2 protein-coding genes are annotated in these 502 nt (G+C 44.0%); both read right to left on the reverse strand.

Going from position 1 to position 502, the window contains the following annotated elements:
* The coding region (locus R7R78_RS29885) for a Slp family lipoprotein (protein WP_225475060.1) at nucleotides 1–254 on the reverse strand (254 nt) is incomplete at its 3' end.
* Between the two features lie 39 nt (nucleotides 255–293).
* Nucleotides 294–502 (reverse strand): chromosome partitioning protein ParA (locus R7R78_RS29890; RefSeq protein WP_225475061.1); only part of this gene is annotated, 209 nt, incomplete at its 5' end.

Raw genomic sequence — 502 nt, forward strand, 5'->3', positions numbered from 1 at the left:
ATATCAGGTTTGCCCGATTTATTGATAGGTAGATTGACGATCTCTAGGCGTGTTTTGTCTTTGAAGTTGTCCACTTTCGCAATGATACCGCCAAGGCGAACATCATTCGTGAGCTCTCCTTGAGACTCAGCAAAGGCCTTATAGTCGGTAACGACTTGCTCTGTACTAGCGTTCAACTCTTCAGGAAGAGAGCTGCATGCAGACAAGCCAAAAGCGGCAACCAAAACCAAAAACAACCGTCCAAAAACCTTCATAAACCACCATTTAATCTATTAATACCAATTCGAGGAAATTCATACATAGATATCGACACCCAGTAGCTGAGCCAGTTCCTCTTTTTTTGCTCGATTCTTGACATCCATGTACTGCTCCATGGCTTTGCGAGCATTACCTTCCGGCAAATCATATTGTACTTGAGCACGATGAATTTGGGACTCATCAACTTGTTTTATGGAATGCGCCACTGCGTTTGCCACCTTTGAAGGTTGACCAACGGACTGCT

Source organism: Vibrio sp. 2134-1 (assembly GCF_033339495.1).